Below are 19,927 nucleotides of genomic sequence, written 5' to 3'. Positions count from 1 at the left end.
TTCGAGGGATATGCGCATTGCAATGAAAGACATTTATAAGTCCTTTGGCACCAACCCGGTTCTTGCGGGGGTAGATTTCGAGCTGTTGGATGGGGAGATTCATGCCCTGATGGGAGAGAATGGCGCCGGCAAATCCACACTGATGAACATTCTGATTGGTCTTCATCAGCGGGATCAGGGAACGATTCACATTGATGGGCGGGAAACCTATTTTGCCAACCCCAGAGAAGCAGAGCGAAGCGGGATCGCCTTTATCCACCAGGAGCTGAATGTATGGCCGGATATGACGGTTCTGGAAAACCTGTTTATCGGGAAGGAAAAAATCTCTTCACTTGGACTATTGAATATGAAAGAAATGAAAGCGTTAGCAAACGAACAGTTCCGCAAGCTCTCCGTGACGATTCCACTGAACCAGGAGGCTGGGGAATGTTCCGTCGGGGAGAAACAGATGATCGAGATTGCCAAGGCGCTCATGACCCATGCCAAGGTTATCGTGATGGACGAACCCACGGCTGCACTGACCGAACGGGAAATTCAGAAATTATTCGAAGTCATTGCCTCTCTCAAAAAAGAAGGTGTCTCCATCGTCTATATTTCGCACCGGATGGAGGAGATCTTTACGATATGCGACCGGATCACCGTCATGCGGGATGGGAAAACCATAGATACCCAAGCCATTCCAGACACGGATTTTGACGATGTAGTTCGGAAAATGGTCGGACGTCAATTAACGGACCGTTTCCCTCAGCGTGTCTTCCAGCCGGGAGAAGTGGTGCTTGAAGTGAAGAATGCTTGCAAAACGGGGAAATTTAAAGACGTTAACTTCTCGGTGCGGGCCGGTGAAATTATTGGATTCTCCGGATTGATGGGATCAGGCCGGACGGAAATCATGAGAGCGTTGTTCGGACTGGACACTCTAGACAGCGGTGAGGTGAAGATTCGGGGAAAGCAAGTGGCAATCCGCAATCCCCATGATGCGATGCAAGCGGGTATCGGCTTCGTTACGGAGGACCGGAAGGATGAGGGCTTGATTCTTGATTTTTCCATTCGGGACAATATGGCAGTGACGAATTTATCCAGCTTCGCCCCCAAGGGTGTAATCATAGACAAGAAGGAAAAAGATTTCGCGGACTTGCTCATTCAGCGTCTTCAGATCAAGACAGAGTCCTCATCTACACTGGCGCGTCAGCTCTCAGGAGGCAATCAGCAGAAAGTGGTTATCGCCAAATGGATTGGTATCGGCCTCAGCGTGCTGATTCTGGATGAACCCACACGCGGCGTCGACGTGGGTGCGAAGCGCGAAATCTATCAGCTCATGAACGAGTTAACCGAACGCGGCGTTGCGATCCTTATGGTCTCCTCTGAACTGCCAGAGATTCTGGGGATGAGTGACCGCATAATAGTGGTCCATGAAGGGAAGATCGGCGGAGAACTCTCCCGGCAGGAAGCTACGCAGGAAAGTATTATGACATTAGCCACAGGGGGGCAATGAGATGACAACAATTACGGATGGCAAAGAAAAGAAGAGTTTGCGGGTGGGGCAGATTACACAGAAGTTGGGTCCGCTGTTGGGGTTATTTATTCTTGTTCTCATCGTGTCTATGCTGAACCCAAGCTTTCTGGAGCCGCTTAATATTCTGAATTTGCTCCGGCAGGTTGCGATCAACGCGCTGATTGCCTTTGGCATGACCTTTGTCATTCTGACAGGCGGAATTGACTTATCGGTGGGTTCCGTTCTCGCGCTCTCCAGTGCCTTCATGGCCAACTTGCTGTTGGCGGGCTGGAATCCCATACTGGCGATTATCGGCGGCTGTGTATTGGGTGGAGTGATCGGGATGGTCAACGGCCTAATGATTACCAAGGGTAAAATGGCACCGTTCATCGCTACCTTGGCGACTATGACGATCTTCCGGGGATTAACGCTAGTCTATACGGACGGCAACCCGATTACGGGCCTTGGAGACAGCATGACGTTCCAATTGTTTGGCCGCGGGTACTTCTTAGGGATTCCCGTTCCCGCTGTGACGATGATTATCGTGTTCGCTCTGCTGTGGGTTGTACTGCACAAAACGCCGTTCGGCCGCAAGACCTATGCCATCGGCGGCAATGAGAAAGCTTCAATAATTTCCGGGATTAAGGTAGACCGCATCAAAATTATGATTTATTCACTGGTAGGTATGCTGTCGGCATTGGCCGGGGCCATTCTGACTTCCCGGTTGAATTCGGCCCAGCCAACGGCGGGAACCTCCTATGAGCTGGATGCTATCGCGGCCGTTGTACTGGGAGGCACCAGCTTGACCGGGGGCCGCGGACGTATTGTGGGTACCTTAATCGGTGCACTCATTATCGGAATTCTGAACAACGGGCTGAATCTGCTGGGCGTTTCTTCTTTCTACCAAATGGTGGTCAAAGGGATTGTTATTGCGATAGCCGTACTGATTGACCGCAAGAAAGCCGCATAAAAGGGGGATTCTATTATGAAAAAAATCACTTTAGTCCTGACGTCCATACTGCTGCTGCTAATGACCGGCTGCTCCCTGGAGCCCCCGGAATGGGCCAAGCCCAATAATGAAGGCAACGGGCAAAATTTGAAAATCGGCTTATCCCTCTCAACCCTGAACAATCCCTTCTTCGTGGCCCTCAAAGACGGCGTGACAGCGGAGGCGAATAAGCAAGGGGTGGAGATCCTGGTTATCGACGCGCAGAATGACTCTGCCAAGCAGAACAATGATGTGGAGGATCTGATACAAAAAGGGGTAGACGCGTTGTTGATCAACCCTGTGGATTCATCGGCAATCTCGACGGCGGTCCAGTCGGCGAACAGTCTGGATATCCCCGTCATTACACTGGACCGCTCGGCGGATAAAGGAGATGTCAAAGCGCTGGTCGCTTCGGACAACATCAAAGGCGGTTCCATGGCGGCTGAATATATCGTCCAGAAGCTGGGTAAGGGTGCGAAGGTCATCGAGCTGGAAGGATCACCGGGCGCATCAGCTACACGTGAACGGGGTAAGGGATTCCATGAAATCGCGGATACCCAGCTTGAGGTCATGGCAAAGCAAACCGCCGATTTCGACCGCACCAAAGGATTGACGGTCATGGAGAACCTGATCGAAGGAAATCCTGGCGTGCAGGCAGTCTTCGCACACAATGACGAGATGGCGCTAGGGGCGATTGAAGCAATCCAGAGCTCGGGTAAAAACATCCCCGTAATCGGGTTCGACGGCAACAAAGACGCGCTTGATTCCATCGAGGCGGGCAAACTGACCGGAACCATCGCCCAGCAGCCCGAATTAATCGGCCAGTTGGCCGTTCAAGCTGCAAAGGATGTGCTGGACGGGCAAACTGTAAAGCCGATGATTCCCGCACCGTTGAAGCTGGTCGTGAAAGAGTAATAGAAGACAAGGCTTGATCTGCCTCAACCCATGCAAAGCCCGCGTGATTCAGGAACTCCTGCATCACCGGGCTTTTTTAGGCCTATATTATTCCATTGAAACAATATGCATATCAATCCAGTCATTTGAATTAGAACTCAATATACTTTTTGCTGCCTCATCAAATGTCAAATCAGCATCATTCGTGTAAACAACCCATTTACTCGACTTTTCAGCATTTGGCATTGTGCCACTTAACTCAAGACTATATGTATACTCTTTTCCATTTGCATCTACATATTTAGTGGGGCTATTTTTTGCACAAGCTGACAAAAAGAGAAGTGAAATTGCGAGAATCAATGCAACTGAAATGTTTTTTTTCATATTCATTACCTCCGTAATAGCATTTATTTGGCTAATTATACCATATGACAAAGGCAACCCTGAAAATTGTACCTCAGGAGGAATGCTGAATGGAATGGACCCTAGAAGATGTGGAAGACACGAGCCGATTATACTCGGAATCCTTCTTTATTCCCCCGGAACAAGAGAGAAGGGCGTCAAGCGGGTGATGTCGTGGAATTTGAACCCAGACATATTGCCCAGACCGTACTCCGCAAAGGGGACCCGTTGTGGGTGGAGGTGGGTGAGAAGATAGCTTTTGTCTCCAAAAAATGCCTGCAGCCCGGAAACTTCGTCCGCTGGATGTACCGGACGCCTGCAACCCGGGAAGAGGACAGCGGCTGGCGGCTTTTTGCCGGAGATGAAGATAACGAATATCTGAACAATCCCAACAATACACAGCTCATGCGTGTGTACCCTATTCTGGATCTGGATTCTAGTCTGCTCGAGCCATTTCAACACGAGGTGGGTACGGCGTTCGAACGGGGGAGTAAGGATGGGGGATGGGTGGAGGTTAAGGATTGGGGAAAGGGTTGAGGAACAGGTGAAACGGAGAGCAGCCCTATAAGGACAGTATTTATACTTCAACCTTATATTTCTCGCGGAAACGGATCTCGTCTTTGGTTAATTACGACATCCGTTTCTTTTTGGTAGCATAACTTAGTGATTATACCGCTAAAATGCATTGTGCAATGGTCAGATGAAGTACTATACAGCTGAGAACTTTTATTCTCGGCTTTTTCATCTGCAATTCATAGGAGGAAAATCATGAGCAGTGTATTGGAAAGTCTATTCTATGGAAACATCCGACCTGACGAATGTATACACCCAACAAGTCCTGAATACCGTGATTTGAACCGGAAAATTACTGCATCAATAGAAGCCTATCAAAAGAAACTCACGATGGAAGAATTCGATGCTTTGGAGGAATTAATAGATTTGCTGGGTCAAACTACATCCATTTATGCTGCTGCGGCATACACGCAAGGTTTCCGGCTGGGTGTCTTGATGATGCTTGAGGTGTTGGGTGGTGGGGATAGATCAAATTCTTCGTAAAAGAACAATTGAAACTGGCTCATGGAGGATAGGCGATGTTATAATAAACCTAATTTTTCAGGAGGTGCTCCTTATGACCCATTCCATACGTTTACGGTAATTGGAGGTGCAAGACTGGTGAACTCGCCCATTTTTTGAGACAAGGGAATGAGTTTATTTGTTATGCGCCTGTTTCAGTGTACCTATGCTAATGGAATGAGTTTATTTGAGTTTTCAATCAAAGGAGATGACCTTATGCAAAAACAATGGAAAAAAACATTCGCGCTTATTTTTAGTGGACAGATATTCTCTATACTCACGAGTTCGATGGTTCAATTCGCAGTGATCTGGCATTTGACGGAATCGACAGGTTCAGCCGCAGTTTTGATGATTGCCGGATTGGCTGCATTCTTGCCGCAAGCTGTCCTGGGTCCCTTCGTAGGGGTCTGGCTGGACCGCTGGAACCGTAAATTAACGATGATTATTGCGGATAGCGCAATTGCGCTCTTCAGTCTGATCTTAGGGTTCTATTTCATTTTGGGGGAGCCGGGACTCGGAATCGTCTATGTCATTCTGAGCTTGCGTTCGGCAGCTTCGGCCTTTCATGCCCCGGCGTTCCAGGCGGCCGTTCCGTTGATTGCACCGGAAGAGGAGCTGACAAGAGTCGCGGGTTGGCAGCAGATGGTCTTCTCTTTCTCGAATGTAATGGGTCCAGCGCTTGGGATAGCAGTATATTCGGCGACTTCGCTTGGGGCGGTATTGCTCCTGGATGTGGCCGGGGCGCTGATTGCGAATCTAATGCTGTTCCTGGTGAAGATTCATCAGCCCAAAGCGCAGATAACAGTTTCACCCTCCTTTATCCATGAATTCCGGCTGGGCTGGAGCGCACTCATTCAAGCAAAACCTATTGTGTTGATTACAGGGGCTACAGCAGTGTTCAGTATCGCGTTTATGCCGCTGGCGACTTTATTTCCTTATATGACGTTGTCTCATTTTGGCCGTGGGGGCTATAGTGCCAGCCTGGTGGAAGCGGTGTTCAGCATCGGGATGATTTTGGGAGGATTGCTTCTGTCGGTGTTCTCATCCAAGTGGAGTGATATTAGCTATATGAGCCTGGGTCTGCTGGTCATCGGCCTGACCTGTGTAATCAGCGGCTTGATTGGTCCGGATGCTTTTGTGATCTTTGCGGTTCTCTCGTTCTTCATGGGCAGTGCCGCACCCTTCTTCAATGGTCCCTTCATGGCGATGATTCAGCGTTCATTCGAGCCGGAGATGCTGGGACGCGTCATTTCACTCGTGACCAGTATTATGATGCTGTCTTCACCGATTGGACTTCTGGTGGCAGGACCCGTGGTGGATGAATACGGCGTGCAGCTATGGTTCCTCGGTTCAGGAATCGTTGTGATGCTGACTGCTCTGTTTATCTTCATTCAGTTTCGGCGGCTGGCGTCCCGGCAGCGCACAGAGACTGAATAGACGTTTAGCCGCGAACAGCGGAACGAAGTCAAGAAATTCTTACGACTACAGCGGCCGGAAGATCAAACATTCTCCGCAGGTGTATGGTAAGTACAACGATGGAACAATTGCAGAAAAATGGTGGGGAGAGGGTACCTTGTTCTTGCGCAGTCTTGAAATTCTGAGGAAACATGAAATGGACCATAGCCGTTATCCGTTTTCCATTACAGCTTTAAAGAACCTCAGCACCATCGAATTCAAATCAAACGTTGCCTTCTTTGTGGGAGAGAACGGATCGGGCAAATCAACCCTTCTGGAGGCCATGGCCTATCAATGCGGGTTTAATACGGCTGGAGGCAGCAAGAACAACCTTTACGAGGTGGATGCTTCCCACTCTGCTCTGGGAGATCATATTCGCTTATCATGGCTGCCCAAAGTTACAAACGGCTTTTTTCTTAGGGCAGAGACCTTTTATCACTTTGCCTCTCATCTGGATACTATGCCTCAGAGCTTACAGTATTATGGTGGGCGATCCTTGCACGAGCAATCCCATGGTGAGGCGTTTCTGGCACTCTTTAATCATCGTTTCGGCAAAAAGGCGATCTATTTACTCGACGAACCGGAGGCGGCTCTTTCGCCAGCACGGCAATTGGCCTTACTCCGTATTATTAAGGATCTGGAACATGAAGCCCAGTTCATCATAGCTACACATTCGCCGATTCTTCTCGGTTATCCGGATGCCCAGATATTGAATTTCGATGAAGATCCGGTTGGGGAAATTCGTTATGAAGAGACGATGCATTACATGATCACAAGACGCTTTCTCGAAAATAGAAAGAGTGTACTGCGTGAGCTGTTCAGCGATTCGGATGAAACTGACTAGGGTTGAAACTTCCTTGAAAAAGAAGTGATTATGGGCCGGTCCGAGAGGATCGGCTTTTTTGGTTTATCCATCCCGAGGCCGAGATTTAAATCATCTCACAGACCGTTAAGATCCTAGCAGGTGCGGGATTATAATAAAGCAGCACCGAGGAAATACATAGCAGGTTTATATTCAGTTTAAATAAGGAGCTTACCATCCTTATATATTCAGTTGTTTAGGAGGAATTGCAAATGAATCAATTAACGAAAAAAGCACCACACCACGGAGATTGGGCCATTGAAGCGCAGGGGCTTGTCAAAGTCTTTGGAGATAACCGGGCGGTGGACGGTGTGGATCTGAGAGTGGGGACCGGTTCGATCTACGGTGTGCTGGGTCCGAATGGAGCGGGGAAGACCACAGCCATCCGAATGCTGGCGACCTTACTAAGACCGGATGCAGGTTCGGCGCGGATCTTCGGACATGATGTTGTAAAGGAACCGCAGATTGTGCGTCAGCTGATCGGGGTGACCGGCCAGTACGCTTCAGTCGATGAGTCGCTCAGTGCGACAGAGAATTTGGTGATATTCTCCCGCTTGCTCGGACTGGGACGTGCCGAGGCGCGTCATAAGGCAGCAGAGTTGCTGGAGGAATTCGGACTCACCGAAGCGGCGAAACGCCCGCTCAAAAATTTCTCCGGCGGGATGCGCCGGAGGCTGGATTTGGCCGCGAGTCTGATTGCGCAGCCACCGCTCATTTTCCTGGATGAACCCACGACCGGTTTGGACCCGCGTACGCGCAACCAAATGTGGGACACGATCCGGCGGCTGGTGAAGTCGGGTTCAACTGTATTGCTAACCACGCAATACCTTGAAGAGGCTGATCAACTGGCCGACCGGATCGCGGTTATCGATCATGGCCGTGTGGTTGCCGAGGGCACTGTAGATGAACTGAAATCCTCTGTCGGAAGTTCGTCGCTGCATTTAAAGGTTCAGAATCCGCAAGATCTCACGAATGCCCGCCGGCTTGTGCAACAGGTGCTTCAGGTACCGTCCAGTCTTTCGATGGAAGTGGCGAAAATCACTGCACCTATGGGCAACGCCGACCGGGTCACCGATCTGTTGATCGCGCTGCGCGAAGCAGGTATCCCGCTAGCCGAATTAAGTGTGCAGAAACCAACGCTGGATGAGGTATTTCTGACGCTCACGGGCCATGGTGTACAGGAGGACGCGGTTCAGGCGTCCGGCAAATTGAACAAAGTGGAGGAACAACAGTATGAGTACAATCATTAAACCGGGTGCCGAACGCCAGCTGAAAAATCATTCGAGCTTTAGCCAATCGGTACGCAATTCACTCACAATGGCCTATCGGGGGTTGCTGAAAATCAAGCGCACACCCGAGCAGTTGTTTGATGTCACGTTTCAGCCAATCATTTTCACGCTGATGTTTACTTATATCTTTGGTGGTGCGATCTCCGGAGATGTGCATAATTATTTGCCGGTCATCATCCCCGGTATTCTCGTACAGACCGTTATTACGACTTCCATAGTTACAGGCGTTCAGCTTCGGGAGGATATGGAAAAGGGTGTGTTTGACCGGTTCAAATCACTGCCGATCTCGCGGATTGCCCCGCTCGCAGGAGCATTGCTTGCCGACACCGTCCGGTACACCATAGCGACTGTGCTTACTTTTGTCATGGGATATCTTCTGGGCTTTCGTCCCGAAGGCGGGATCGGGCATGTAGCCATCGCAGCGCTCCTCGTGATCGGATGTTCCTGGGCGATCAGCTGGATTTTTGCCTTCTTCGGCGTAATAGCGCGCACGGCTTCCAGTGTGCAGGGGATATCCATGATTGTGCTGTTCCCGCTCACCTTTCTTTCCAATGCTTTTGTGCCGGTCAATACCATGCCGGACTGGCTCCAGTGGTTCGTGAATATTAACCCGATTTCGCATCTGGTGACAGCCGTCCGGGAGCTGGTCAACTCGGGGACGATGGGCACAGATCTTGTCTTCTCCCTTGTCGGAGCGGCTGTAATCGTAGCGATCTTCGCTCCCATCACCGTGCGTGCATATATGCGTCGTACGTAACTGTTTGGATTTCTACCGCAAATCGCGGTTAAATTCAGGAAATCCAAACCTAACAGCGGCCGGAAGTCCAAATATTCTCTGTAGTCACGGCCAATCCCGAAATAGAAGAATTATAAGTTCAATCTATATAGTTGCCCGATACGGAAAAATTACATAACTTTCGTACCGGGCACGGCTTATAAGGCATGACGATAATATTCCTGCAATTCCTCTACGCTGAACAAATGCTTCTGCAGCCCATGATAATAGTTCCCTTTCTCTGCCGTAAAACACAGCATGCAATAATCCGGATCAGTTGGACCAAGCGGATAATATTGTTCGTCGCCTTCTTTCCAGAAGTTCTGCTTCGTTTCATCATCAAGGAATACCTTCATATGCCCTGTAAGCATCAATCCGTGAAAGTCCTCGGCGTCGAGAAAATAAATGCAAGATTTGGAGTTGTTCATCCATTGGCTGGTGCGGATTGCAGACGTGTTTGTCGAGAACCAGAAGGTCTTTAGGCCTTCATGTTTGATCTTGAACATATTTTTGGCGTTTGGAAATCCGTCACTGTCAATTGAACATGCAATGGCATCACGGCTATTTTCAATTAATTTGAGGATAGCGTCTTTAGTTTGCTGCTCCATTTCGGGTTCCTCCAATTCATCAATTCAAATTATCAACAATTCTGCTCAGCATTTTCTCGAATGCAGTAACCTCCGATTCTGTGAATCCCTGATAGAACAAAGTATTCATTTGTTCAGATACGAGATCGTAAGCCTCACGGTATGCTTTGGCCTGTTCAGTAATCGTTATGAAAGTTTGCCTGCGGTTATGGTTGTCTGGAATTCGAACAATAAGCCCCCCTTCTTCCATTCTGTCAAGCATGCTGGTCAAAGAAGTATTTGCAAGCGAGGTAAGCCGGCCAATCTCGGAAATCGTAAGCCTCTCGTGTTCCCACAGCACATACAAAATCCTTCCTTGTGCCCCGTTAAACGCGTCCACACCGCTTTCTTTTAACATTTTTTCAAAAACTCTGCCTTGGAGCTGTTTGATCTGAGAGATTAAGAAACCACCTGATGTTTTCGTGTGGACCACCTTCCTCCTGTACAGGATATTCCTATATAGGAATGTTATCTGCGCTTTTTATCACACTTGATCTTCATATTTTTCCATTTGATAATATGATAGAATACGTTTCACTTGGAGGGATACATATTATGAATCTTCACATTGCCATTTGTGACGATCAGAGGACAGAGGCCTCAAGATTGGAAGAATTGCTAATGAAGCTGCTGATGAACCTGCAGGGGATAACTGGCACCATTGAGATTTTTGAGTCAGGTGAATCCTTGCTTACGGCCATGAGCTCTACTGCTTACGATATTGTTTATCTGGATATGGAGATGCCCGGGTATAACGGCATAGAAGTCGCAGAGAAGATCCGGCTAGAAGATGCCGGTGTGTTAATCATCTATGTCACCAGCCACACCAGTTATATGAGAAGAAGCTTTGAGGTTCATCCGTTCCGTTATTTGCTGAAACCCATTGATGAACATGAACTGCAGGCCGCGACAGTCAAGGCCGTCCAGCAATGCATGCAAAGAAGCAATGTGCTGTCATTCTCAATTCATCATATGGACTATAATTTAAAAGTAGATGACATTATGTATATCACGGTAGAACGGGGGAAAAAATTGGTCCTGTGTACTGAAAACGCTACTTATTCATATTACGGCAAATTGGGGGAGTTGGAGGGACGGCTCTGGCCGCATGATTTTTGTCGCGTACATACGGGATACCTTGTAAATTGGCTCTATGTCCGTTCTTTAAGTAAAGAGCTTATTCAATTGAAGAACGGAGTGGAACTTCCTGTCAGCCGCAGTAGAAGCTCTGATTCTTTACGGTCGTACCATGCCTTTATAGAAAAGAGGCTTCTTAGATAGATGTCTTTCATTCAGGAGAATAGTCCCTACTTTTTGCTCGGTGTGTTTATGCTCATCCTTATTTATGCTCCGCAGGGGTTTGCATTCTATATTTTTCTAAAAAAATTTCTAATCCTGAACAGGAGCAAGAAGTCATTCGTTGGCTGCCTTATTCTCGTTTATATGGTTAAATCACTTACCGCAGCCAGCTTGCCGCCGGTTGTTTCGGTTGTCCTTCACCTCCTAGTATATAGTCTGATTACGACCGTTTATTTTCGCGGCAGTGTGCTGCAAAAGCTGTTCTTCAGCAGTTTCTATACGGTATTTACAGTTGTTATTGAAATGCTGGTGTGGTACGGGGTTCAGCATATCCCGCTCAATCCCGAGAGAATGGATAATGCCAATTTCCTGTGGCTGTCTTTCAGTTTCATCGTTCTTATTTTGCTAAGCATCATGTTATGCCTGCTATTGTTACGGTTATTCCAAGTTGACAACACAACGTTACTGTCGAATCAGGATTGGGCTGTGCTGAATCTGGTTTCGGCCGGCTCTTTGCTCATTATTATTGTCAATATAAGGGGGAATGGGTTCAAGCCTTCCAATATCCCGCTTGAATTTGTGATCATCCTGTTAGGTATTCTTGTCATTAACATTGCTGAAATGTTTATGTACCATAAGTTAATGAAACGGATGCAGGTAGAATTCCATAATCATGTGCTGGAGCAGCAAGTGACGGAATACACAGGTAAACTGAAAGAGAATCAAGAAGCAAAGCGCTTGCGGCATGATCTGAATCATGTTCTGCTCCTCATTCATTCTCTGCTGGAAGCAGGAGCTGTACAAGAAGCCAGCGCTTATGTTGCGGAGGTTGCTTTGAAGCATAGGCCGGGAGAAAAATTTATCTCTTCTGGAAACATAGCTATTGATACGATCTATAACGAGAAGTTCGCTATAGCTGAACTGAATAAGGTTGCAATGCAATCTCATTTTCGCATTCCTCAGGACTTGTCGCTTGCAGGCAAAGAGGTGAATATTGCGATAATCCTTGGCAATGCCCTCGACAATGCGATTGAAGGGATTCAGAGATTACCCCAGCCAGGGCCGTATTCAATTGAACTGGAAGTGATTTATAGTGACGGATTATTGGTGATTTCCCTGAAGAATCCCGCATCTCTGCTTACGGAGGACGGACATGGCTCCTTTTTATCCAGCAAGCGGAACTTAGGCAGCAAAGGGTTCGGAATCGAAAGTATTGAGTATGCCGTTCAGCAGCTTCAAGGAAGTGTCAGTTTCAGATATGAGGATCAGCAGTTCATGATGCTGGCGGTATTGCCAGTGCCCGGGTAGCTATCAGATGCCAACTACTCCATCAACCGGGCAAGTTACGGTCTCCTCCCGTTTCAGAGAAGCAGTCCATGATAAAGTGAGGCTGTTCTTTATTTAAAGGAGGTTATTCCGTTGACATTGTCATTGCTCATCAGTGCAGTCCTTCAGCTTATCTTGTTCACCTCTATTCCCTATGCATACTGGTTCTTTACAAGCAGAAAGACATCTTCGTTTGTAAAGTGGATTGGCTGGAAGAAACCTCAAGTGGTTTCCAGGAAGCAGTTCATCCTATGCTTCATCCTTACAGTGACTATATTCACCAGCTTGGGAATGCTTACTACAATCTATATGCTGGATAAGGATACTTTGGCCAGCTCGCAGTTTTACGGTACAGGTCTTAAGGGTCTGATTCCGGCGTTGATCTTTTCATGGGTGCAGACGAGTTTGTCCGAAGAGATTCTGTTCCGCGGATTCATTGGCAAACGGCTAAACTCGAAGTTCGGATTTGCAATTGGGAACAGTGCCCAGGCTCTATTGTTTGGCGCCGTACATGCTGTTATGTTATACAGTAGTGCCGGATTATTTCATTCTGTAGTTGTAATGATTCTTGCAGGCTCTGTGGGCTGGAGTATCGGACTGTTGGACGAGAAGTTATCTGCCGGCTCGATTATACCAGGTTGGGTCCTGCATGGGCTGACTAACCTGATCTCCTCCATTGTTATGATGTATCAATGGATGTAGAGAAGTTTACAGATCTCCTGTGGGTTAAAACCATAAATTGGAGGGAATTTGATGCACAAAAATGAAGCATTGCAGACATATCCATGCTCCGGGATCGAACATTTGAAGGTTCATGGCAGAACAACAGGCTGCCTGGACCCGGTAACCTTGTTCTGGACAGGAAGTGCGGTTGAATTCAACGTAAAGGCTTCGGAGCTCTGGATTGAAGTGGAGTCCGGATATGATCAGTACGAGCCTTGGATTAGTATACTCATCAACTCTGTACCTGTAAGCAGACAAATGTTAACCGCGGGAAGGTACTGGGTCTGTGTGTTCAGAGGGATGAATGAGAATGCTGTGAAGAATGTCCGGGTTGTAAAAGATGTGCAGGCTATGAGCGGAGATCCGGGCTGCTACATGCAAATCCACGCCGTGAAGACGGATGGGGGATTTGTACCTGTTGAAGCTAAGCCCTATAAATTTGAGTTTATTGGCGACAGCATTACTTCCGGGGAAGGCGTCGTCGGAGCCAAAAGTGAAGAAGACTGGATTCCGATGTGGTTCAGCGCAATACATAATTATACGGCAATGACGGCTGACGCTTTGAACGCAGAATATCGGGTTATTTCGCAAAGCGGATGGGGCGTGCTTACTAGCTGGGATAATAATCCGCATGCCAATCTTCCTGAAACCTACGAGCAGGTATGCGGGCTGCTTGCCGGTGCGAAAAATGCAGCGTTAGGAGCTTTTTCAGCAAATGATTTTGATTCTTGGCAGCCGGATGTGGTGGTGGTTAATCTCGGAACCAATGATGACGGTGCTTTTCATTCTCCGGGATGGCACGATGAAGATAGCGGGAAGATTCATAATCAACGGCTAAATGAGGACGGGACTTATAATGAAGGGGATTTGGCGGCATTCGAGTTGGCTGTTGAGAAGTTTCTTCTGAAGCTCAGAACTAATAATAAAACTGCGCACATCATCTGGGCCTATGGAATGCTGGGCATCCCAATGATGCCGGCGATTCATCGTGGTGTAGACCGTTATGCCAAGAGAACAGGCGACAAGAAGGTTTCTGTATTTCAACTTCCGAATATGACGAATGAAACTATAGGTGCAAGAAGCCATCCGGGAGTATTGGCCCATAAGCAAGCGGCACAAGAGCTGACCGGTTACATCCAAGGAATTTTAGCGACTATAAATTGAACTTAAATACTTGAGATAAGGAAAAGGGGCAATGGAGGGGGATTTGGAACTGGAGGAGCGGTATTTAGGAGGTGCTGGATGAAGGATAGATTTTGTAAAGCGTTGGAAAGTAATGATTTGGCTGAGATGAGAAAAATACCAAAAGGGATTTGCACAACCATCTTCCAAGAGGCGGTAATAAGAAGTATATCGAAGAATGGGCCGGGGTGAAAATACCTGATTGTCCGAAGTTTAATGACCTGAGCGAAATGAATCAATGGAATGCGCAATACATAAAACCATTATTTCAGGGAAGATTAGGGTATGAAAAACGTATCGAAGCCGCATTTATGCAGGCAAAGTTGGATGGTGTTCAGCTGCTTCATATGAGCGTTTCAATAGGAGAAGAGGCTTTTTATGATCAATCCATTGAGGATTTGGTTAAAGCATTAAAAAGGATTCATCAGAGCGTTGCTCCAGATGTTACTTTTGTACCGGAAATTACATTCTTATCCTATACTCCTATTGATGAGATAAATGAAAAGTTAGATCAATATTTCGCTCAGAATTATTTCCAATCGTTGGATATGTTTGGCGATGAATTTGCTGTTCCTTCCTTCAAAAAAGTATACAGAAAAGCGAAAGAAAAAGGATTGCTGCTAAAAGCGCATGTAGGCGAATTTGGATCAGCTGAGTTAGTCAAAGAGGCTGTAGAAGAACTTGAACTGGATCAAGTTCAACACGGCATAGCTGCTGCCAGCTCGCAAATCATTATGAATTGGTTATGTGATCATAAAATTCAGCTTAATATATGTCCGACAAGTAATGTTGTACTTTGCAGGGCAGCAGGTTATAACGTGCATCCTATTAGAACATTATATGATAATGGGATTAGAGTCACCGTAAATACGGATGACATGATTATTTTTGATCAAAGTGTTTCGGAGGAATTTTTCAATCTGTATCATGCAGGTGTTTTTAATCCAGCAGAACTAAATGAGATCAGAGAAAATGCTTTGCGAAAAATAATAAATTTCGGATAGGAGATTTTATGACGGAGAAAATTGATGCAGGATGGAATTTCGACAACAGTTATGTTTCTCTTCCCGAATCGCTGTATACAAGGCTCAAACCTGATTCCGTACGACTGCCGAAGCTGGTGATCTTCAATGAAACCTTGGCAGCATCTCTTGGGTTGAAGGTTCAGGCGTTGCGTAGCGATAATGGAGCTGCAGTGCTGGCAGGCAATGAAATTCCTGAAGGTGCTGATTCACTTGCCCAAGCTTATGCAGGACATCAATTCGGACACTTTAACAGGTTAGGTGACGGGAGGGCTGTGCTTCTTGGTGAACAGATTACGCCAGAAGGCGAGAGGTTTGATATTCAGCTTAAGGGCTCAGGTAGAACGCCATACTCCCGCGGAGGCGATGGACGTGCAGCGCTCGGGCCAATGCTTCGCGAATATATTATCAGTGAAGCCATGCATGCGCTTGGTATTCCTACCACCCGCAGCTTGGCGGTAGTCACTACAGGGGAGCTGATATTCCGCGAGACTGAGCAGCCGGGTGCTATATTGACTCGTGTATCTGCCAGTCATCTGCGTGTCGGTACCTTTCAATACGTCTCCGCATGGGGCACTGACAAGGATCTTCAGGCCCTGGCAGATTACACGTTGCAAAGACATTATCCGGAAGCTGGCTCTGATTCTGATCCGAACCGTTATCTTGTGCTGCTTCGGGAAGTGATCAAACGTCAGGCTGAGCTGATTGCTAAGTGGCAACTGGTCGGGTTTATTCATGGAGTGATGAATACCGACAACATGGCACTAAGTGGAGAAACCATTGACTACGGTCCTTGTGCTTTCATGGATGTCTATGATCCTGCGACAGTATTCAGCTCGATAGATCTTCAAGGCCGGTATGCCTATGGCAATCAGCCGGGGATTGCTGCATGGAATCTCGCAAGATTTGCAGAAACGCTGCTGCCGCTGCTGCATGAAGACAAGGGCGAGGCGATCAGCCTTGCCGAGGATGCAATTGCAGATTTTCAAGAGATCTTCCTCAGCCATTGGCTCACAGGAATGAGGGCGAAGCTGGGAATCTTTAATGAAGAACCGCAGGATGAATCTCTTATCGAAGGCTTGCTTGAAATGATGCAACAGTATCGTGCCGACTATACCCATACTTTCCGGGCCTTAACTTTAAATAAGCCGGAAGAAACGGTTTTGCATGGAACACCTGAATTTACCGGGTGGTATGAACTTTGGCAGGCGAGACTGGGCAGGCAGCAGGAATCGCAAGACGCTTCGCAGCAGCTAATGCGCGCCAGCAATCCAGCGGTAATTCCACGCAACCACCGGGTAGAAGAAGCGCTCGAAGCAGCAGTGAGAGAAGAGGACTTTAGTGTGCTGGAGCGGCTCCTTGGTGTGCTTGCCAACCCATACGCCTACTCATCAGATCAGGATGACTACAATTCACTGCCAGAGGAATCCACCAGACCCTACCGGACTTTCTGCGGTACCTGACTAAAAAAGTCTAAATGTTCACTCTAAAGTGGATACACTATTTTTTCTCGGGAGCTAGATATTATGAAAAACAATGCCAGTGAAAAAAACAATATGGGGATAACGTCTAACTAATCATGTCCGTTAACGTTCCCCGCCATCTGAAAGGGGAAAATTAATTTGAATCAGGTATTATTAATTATCGACGCGCAGCAAGAGTTAATTGATGGAAATGAGCAGGAAAGTGCGGTATTTAACAAAGAACAGCTTATCCGGAATATTAATAAAGTGATTGAACGAGCCCAAGAAGCAGGTGTCGAAGTTGTGTTTGTAAGGGACCTCGATGTAGCGGAGGGAAAAGGTGCAGGCTTTCAAGTGCACCATGAAATCAATAAGTCTGCAGATGCCAAAGTCTTCGATAAGCTGGCAACCAATTCTTTTCACGGGACAGGACTTCTTGCATACCTGAAAGATCAGCAGATTGGGCATGTGGTCATTATGGGTTGTAAAACTCAGCACTGCATCGATACTGCAGTCCGGACTGCTACGGTCAGTAATATGGATGTCACCTTGGTTGGGGATGGACATTCTACAACGGACACTGATGTTTTAAGTGCAGAACAGATCATCAGGCATCACAATAAAACGTTACATGGGCACTACAATGTCGAGCACTTTTCTATGGTCAGAGATTCTGAGGAAGATTTGTTTCGTCCCACACATGACTCTTATAGATCATAATTCGCAGGCGGCACTTAAATGTGCCGCTTTTTGCTGACTTTTAGTTAACGAAAAACTATTAGGTAGAATATGATCCTGGAGCTGTCACTGAATCTGTGAATGTAAAAAAGAATTAATAGAAAAAATTCCATTGATTACTATGGAATATAATGTTATATTGTGTCAGGGATATCTATTGATGTCATACATATCCTCTATACTATCAATCATGTCATTTTGTTTTGAATAGCTGGCCGGCTTTCAAATATAAATTGAAAAATTTATAGAAAAGAGGAAATATTATGATTTTGAAGAAAGGCATATGTTTAGTAGTTTTAAGTTCAATGCTTCTTGTTCCAACGATAGCAAGCGCAGAAACTGAAGGAAGCAATATTGAAATTCAAAGCGAAGGAATTAAACCGGCTCAAGAAAAGCTAGATTCTTTTATATCAAAAGCACGTAATTTATCTGAAGAATATTCACCATCGAACAAACAACAAACCAATAATTTAAATTCAATTCCTGAAACATTTAACTATATATTTGTAGAGGGAGATACAGGATATTTTTATGAGAGGTCTTCGGTAAGTGCTGATGAATACGTATTAACTTACCCTATAGAATATTTAGCACAAAACGAAATAACATCTGATCAGAGTGAAGTAACTGCTGCTGCCTCCGACACAATTCCAAGTGGGATCGGGGGACGAGCAACAGTTCAAAAAAATGGAAGCATCAACACCTTTGTTATTCGTACTCCTGCTACTACAACAGGACCTACAGCCCGAACCTATATTTATGGCGGTTTTTCTGGTGTAGGAAAGGACAAGTCAGGAACAACTAACAGAACAATTGAGTCAGATATGGGACTTGTATTTTCAAGTGCATATGGTGTTAATAAGTGGCAACCAACTATTAATTACTATTGGGGAAGTAAAGGAGATGGAAATACAGTTCCAGGAAATCGAATAAGTCCATATAATGAAATTTGGTATAAAAATGGATACGTTCCAGGTAAAGATGTAGATGTAACTATTTATCGAAATCTTGGTAATAATACTAGATTATCCACAAGAGGTTATGCTCTTTATGCTGACCATGAGGGGAACGGAACAAACACATATCTTACAGCCGTAACAGAAATAGCAAACACTTATGTTAGTAGCACCAGTAGTTGGAAATATTTGGCCACTATTGCGGATACAGTAGTTAATGAAGTGCCTCAAGGGGACGCTGCTGGACAAGTTACAGGTATATTGAGTAATATTCTCATAGACGGTAGCGCATATACTCCTGTGTCCAACGGTACCGATTTTGCTAATGTAACCGTTTCGAGCAACAATGTAACAATAAAGGTTTCAAAATAATTATTACTGTTCAGTGTAAATAAATTTAAAGACACCTTATTTTTATGATGCCGTGGAAATATTCTCTGGTGTTATCACATAAGGTGTCTTTACTACTTTATCTCGAAAGGTTGATATATGTGCTCATCAAACGAAAGTTAATGATGCTTTGTCTTCTGATAACAACTTGTTCATCGATCCCTGTAGCAAATGCAGCATCCACTTCATCTGCACCGGTTAAATCACCATTATTGTTGAAAATTAACCAGTTCTATGTGGCATACACCGCTCCCCACGCACCATATGTTGATAACAAAAATCGCCTAATGGTTCCATTGCGCAGCATATCTGATTTATTGGCTGCTGACGTGAATTATGATGCTAAGACAAAAAACGCTATGATCACAAGAAAGAACTATCTAAAGGAAGAAGAGAAGAACTATACTATAAAAATGACAATTGGGTCAAAAGAGATTGAAATAAATAATGTGAAATCCGAGATGGATACGGTACCAGCTTTAATCAAAGAAAGTATGTTCATTCCATTGAGCGTAGTCACTAAAGCACTCCATATTAAGACTACCTGGGATCACAATAAAGGACTTGTAAGTTTAAATCTCGATCCGGCCTACTTGCCTTCGGGAGTAGTAAGTGATGAGGGACATCTCGGGAAATCCGATACGAAGGTTAGGCCTATAAACTCCACTATTCAAACGACAATCAACAAAGCCGGAATACCCGTCATTAATGTAAATGTGACGGCCCTCAACGAGGGGGAATCGTCATTAAGTATTGGAAACTATTTGCGCTTTTATGTTCAAGATTCGAATTTCGGTTCTTTTGATGTATACAATAAAAATCAAATCAAACCTGGCGACACATTCTCCGTTCAAACAACAAATACAATTCTTGCAGATTCACTAAGATATATTCTAGTTGATGCTTTTGCAGATTAATTTGTAGGATTTATGATGCTGCAAATACTGATAAGATGAATGGGAATAAGCCCT

21 protein-coding genes are annotated in these 19,927 nt (G+C 46.1%); 18 read left to right on the top strand and 3 right to left on the bottom strand.

Annotated features, from left to right (window positions below; genetic code table 11):
• Positions 1–10 precede the first annotated feature (10 nt).
• The 3 genes from NST07_RS21380 to rbsB are packed head-to-tail and all read left to right on the top strand — an operon-like array spanning position 11 to position 3,395.
• Positions 11–1,492: a sugar ABC transporter ATP-binding protein gene (locus tag NST07_RS21380; RefSeq protein WP_341094205.1), complete on the top strand. Its 1,482-nt coding sequence runs from the start codon at positions 11–13 to the stop codon at positions 1,490–1,492.
• A 1-nt stretch (position 1,493) separates the two neighbouring features.
• Positions 1,494–2,462 (top strand): ribose ABC transporter permease RbsC, encoded by a 969-nt coding sequence (gene rbsC, locus NST07_RS21375; RefSeq protein ID WP_038593920.1) that lies wholly within the window; start codon positions 1,494–1,496, stop codon positions 2,460–2,462.
• Positions 2,463–2,477: 15 nt separating this feature from the next.
• Entirely contained in the window at positions 2,478–3,395 is a 918-nt protein-coding gene (rbsB, locus tag NST07_RS21370; RefSeq protein ID WP_341094204.1) for a ribose ABC transporter substrate-binding protein RbsB, read from the top strand.
• Positions 3,396–3,482: 87 nt separating this feature from the next.
• On the opposite strand, the gene NST07_RS21365 is transcribed toward rbsB, so the two are convergent.
• Positions 3,483–3,758 (bottom strand): hypothetical protein, encoded by a 276-nt coding sequence (locus NST07_RS21365; RefSeq protein WP_342480142.1) that lies wholly within the window; start codon positions 3,756–3,758, stop codon positions 3,483–3,485.
• A 108-nt stretch (positions 3,759–3,866) separates the two neighbouring features.
• Here NST07_RS21365 and NST07_RS21360 point away from each other — a divergent pair, with 108 nt between their 5' ends.
• From NST07_RS21360 to NST07_RS21335, 6 genes are all read left to right on the top strand, one after another.
• Positions 3,867–4,313, top strand: a complete 447-nt coding sequence (locus NST07_RS21360; protein WP_342480141.1) for a DUF2185 domain-containing protein — start codon at positions 3,867–3,869, stop codon at positions 4,311–4,313.
• Between the two features lie 231 nt (positions 4,314–4,544).
• On the top strand, positions 4,545–4,832 hold the full coding sequence (locus NST07_RS21355) for a DUF6809 family protein (RefSeq protein WP_341094201.1): 288 nt from the start codon (positions 4,545–4,547) through the stop codon (positions 4,830–4,832).
• A gap of 234 nt (positions 4,833–5,066) precedes the next feature.
• Complete coding sequence (locus NST07_RS21350) at positions 5,067–6,287, top strand: MFS transporter (RefSeq protein WP_341094200.1); 1,221 nt, start codon at positions 5,067–5,069, stop codon at positions 6,285–6,287.
• Between the two features lie 136 nt (positions 6,288–6,423).
• Positions 6,424–7,149 carry an AAA family ATPase gene (locus NST07_RS21345; protein WP_341094199.1) on the top strand — a complete coding sequence of 242 codons (726 nt, stop codon included), beginning with the start codon at positions 6,424–6,426 and terminating at the stop codon, positions 7,147–7,149.
• A gap of 230 nt (positions 7,150–7,379) precedes the next feature.
• Positions 7,380–8,417 (top strand): ATP-binding cassette domain-containing protein, encoded by a 1,038-nt coding sequence (locus tag NST07_RS21340; RefSeq protein WP_342480140.1) that lies wholly within the window; start codon positions 7,380–7,382, stop codon positions 8,415–8,417.
• Entirely contained in the window at positions 8,401–9,213 is an 813-nt protein-coding gene (locus tag NST07_RS21335; RefSeq protein WP_341094197.1) for an ABC transporter permease, read from the top strand. Before NST07_RS21340 ends, NST07_RS21335 begins: the two co-directional genes overlap by 17 nt.
• Before the next feature lie 176 nt (positions 9,214–9,389).
• Here NST07_RS21335 and NST07_RS21330 read toward each other — a convergent pair whose 3' ends face one another.
• Positions 9,390–9,839: a pyridoxamine 5'-phosphate oxidase family protein gene (locus NST07_RS21330; RefSeq protein ID WP_341094196.1), complete on the bottom strand. Its 450-nt coding sequence runs from the start codon at positions 9,837–9,839 to the stop codon at positions 9,390–9,392.
• Between the two features lie 19 nt (positions 9,840–9,858).
• On the bottom strand, positions 9,859–10,215 hold the full coding sequence (locus NST07_RS21325; RefSeq protein WP_341094195.1) for a MarR family transcriptional regulator: 357 nt from the start codon (positions 10,213–10,215) through the stop codon (positions 9,859–9,861).
• 197 nt (positions 10,216–10,412) lie between these two features.
• Here NST07_RS21325 and NST07_RS21320 point away from each other — a divergent pair, with 197 nt between their 5' ends.
• The 9 genes from NST07_RS21320 to NST07_RS21280 all read left to right on the top strand — a co-directional run bounded on the left by NST07_RS21320 (position 10,413) and on the right by NST07_RS21280 (position 19,873).
• On the top strand, positions 10,413–11,138 hold the full coding sequence (locus NST07_RS21320; RefSeq protein ID WP_341379035.1) for a LytTR family DNA-binding domain-containing protein: 726 nt from the start codon (positions 10,413–10,415) through the stop codon (positions 11,136–11,138).
• A 162-nt stretch (positions 11,139–11,300) separates the two neighbouring features.
• Entirely contained in the window at positions 11,301–12,464 is a 1,164-nt protein-coding gene (locus NST07_RS21315; protein ID WP_342480139.1) for an ATP-binding protein, read from the top strand.
• A 111-nt stretch (positions 12,465–12,575) separates the two neighbouring features.
• Entirely contained in the window at positions 12,576–13,184 is a 609-nt protein-coding gene (locus tag NST07_RS21310; RefSeq protein WP_342480138.1) for a CPBP family intramembrane glutamic endopeptidase, read from the top strand.
• Between the two features lie 51 nt (positions 13,185–13,235).
• Positions 13,236–14,369, top strand: a complete 1,134-nt coding sequence (locus tag NST07_RS21305) for a GDSL-type esterase/lipase family protein (RefSeq protein WP_341094191.1) — start codon at positions 13,236–13,238, stop codon at positions 14,367–14,369.
• A 248-nt stretch (positions 14,370–14,617) separates the two neighbouring features.
• The gene (locus NST07_RS21300; protein WP_342480137.1) at positions 14,618–15,391 is read left to right on the top strand and encodes a hypothetical protein; all 774 of its coding nucleotides are present in this window, start codon (positions 14,618–14,620) and stop codon (positions 15,389–15,391) included.
• 8 nt (positions 15,392–15,399) lie between these two features.
• Positions 15,400–16,872, top strand: a complete 1,473-nt coding sequence (locus tag NST07_RS21295) for a YdiU family protein (protein ID WP_342480136.1) — start codon at positions 15,400–15,402, stop codon at positions 16,870–16,872.
• A gap of 159 nt (positions 16,873–17,031) precedes the next feature.
• Complete coding sequence (locus NST07_RS21290) at positions 17,032–17,592, top strand: cysteine hydrolase family protein (RefSeq protein ID WP_342480135.1); 561 nt, start codon at positions 17,032–17,034, stop codon at positions 17,590–17,592.
• A 281-nt stretch (positions 17,593–17,873) separates the two neighbouring features.
• Positions 17,874–18,938: a YrpD family protein gene (locus NST07_RS21285; protein WP_342480134.1), complete on the top strand. Its 1,065-nt coding sequence runs from the start codon at positions 17,874–17,876 to the stop codon at positions 18,936–18,938.
• 140 nt (positions 18,939–19,078) lie between these two features.
• Positions 19,079–19,873 carry a copper amine oxidase N-terminal domain-containing protein gene (locus tag NST07_RS21280; RefSeq protein ID WP_342480133.1) on the top strand — a complete coding sequence of 265 codons (795 nt, stop codon included), beginning with the start codon at positions 19,079–19,081 and terminating at the stop codon, positions 19,871–19,873.
• Positions 19,874–19,927 lie beyond the last annotated feature (54 nt).

The sequence above is a fragment of the Paenibacillus sp. FSL L8-0340 genome (assembly GCF_038593145.1).
Taxonomy (GTDB): domain Bacteria; phylum Bacillota; class Bacilli; order Paenibacillales; family Paenibacillaceae; genus Paenibacillus_AQ.
This window is presented reverse-complemented; position numbering and strand designations above follow the sequence as displayed.